General features: G+C 66.9%; 3 protein-coding genes. All 3 read left to right on the forward strand.

All coding sequences use genetic code 11. The features are described 5' to 3' along the window. On the forward strand, positions 1–194 hold a 194-nt coding region (locus tag IVA82_RS14725), incomplete at its 5' end, for a hypothetical protein (RefSeq protein WP_247493356.1). Further along, positions 191–544, forward strand: coding sequence for an IS66 family insertion sequence element accessory protein TnpB (gene tnpB / locus IVA82_RS14730; RefSeq protein WP_247318441.1), 354 nt, complete (start codon positions 191–193; stop codon positions 542–544). The genes IVA82_RS14725 and tnpB, both read left to right, overlap by 4 nt. Before the next feature lie 35 nt (positions 545–579). Continuing rightward, positions 580–1,144: IS66 family transposase zinc-finger binding domain-containing protein (locus IVA82_RS14735; RefSeq protein ID WP_247389511.1), on the forward strand; the 565-nt coding region annotated here is incomplete at its 3' end.

The following is a 1,144-nucleotide window of genomic DNA, read 5'->3' on the forward strand; positions in this document are numbered from 1 at the left end:
GCGGTGGCGGGACAGCTGGCGAGTCCGAGCGTATTTCGCCGGCACAAACGACGCCTTTGGAGATCGCCGCGCGGCCGGCCAAGCCCTGCGGGGTGATCGAGATCGAGGTGAGTGGAGCGCGCATCCGCGTTGAGCCAGGCGTGGAGTTGGCGACGCTTTCGACGGTGCTGTCGGCGCTCCGGGGTATCCGGTGATTGCGCTACGGTCTGACCTCAAGGTGGTGCTGGCGACGCAGCCGGTCGACTTCCGCAAGTCGGTGCACACGCTGTCGGCGCTGGTGAGCGAAGCGCTGCGCGCGAACCCGTATTGCGGCGACGTCTTCGTGTTTCGCAGCAAGCGCATGGACAGAGTGAAGCTTCTGGCGTGGGACGGCAGCGGCATGGTGCTGGTGACGAAGTGGCTGCACCAAGGGCGCTTCACCTGGCCACCGATCCGCGACGGCGTGATACATCTGAGTGCGACGCAGCTCGCGATGCTGCTCGACGGGCTCGAGTGGACGCGTGTGTCGCCGAAGCCTGTGAAGCAGCCGGCGCTCGTCGGATGACGCGTGTGGATTTCGCTGGAGCCTGTGGCGCGCGGATGTATCGTTTGATCATGGCGATTCGTCCCGACGCTCTCCCGACCGACACCGCAGCTCTGACCGAGATGGTGCTCGCGCTTGACGCCGAGAACGAGAAGCTACGTGTGGCGATGCAGGCGCTCAAGGAGATGATCTTCGGGAAGCGCTCGGAGCGACTTGCGGTGCTCGTGGACGAGCAGCTCGCGCTCGAGCTGGACGATCTGGAGACCGGCGTCACACCAGCTGCGCCGGCCAACGACGATGCGGCTGCGACCAAGCCGGCTGGTAAGCCGCGCAAGAAGGCCCGCCGCAACATCGGCGCGCTGCCCAAGCACCTGCCACGCTGTGAGCAGGTGCTGGAGCCGGACGCGACAGCGTGCCCGTGTTGCGACGGCCGCCTGCATAAGATCGGCGAGGACGTCAGCGAGGTGCTGGACGTGATCCCGGCGATCCTGCGGGTGCTGCGCACGATCCGTCCCAAATACGCCTGCCGCGGCTGCACCGACGGCGTGGTGCAGGCGAAGGTGCTGCCGCGACTGATCGAGAGCGGCATGGCCTCAACGGCGCTGGTGACCCACGTGGTGG

Source organism: Bradyrhizobium sp. 142 (assembly GCF_023074015.1).
Lineage (GTDB): Bacteria > Pseudomonadota > Alphaproteobacteria > Rhizobiales > Xanthobacteraceae > Bradyrhizobium.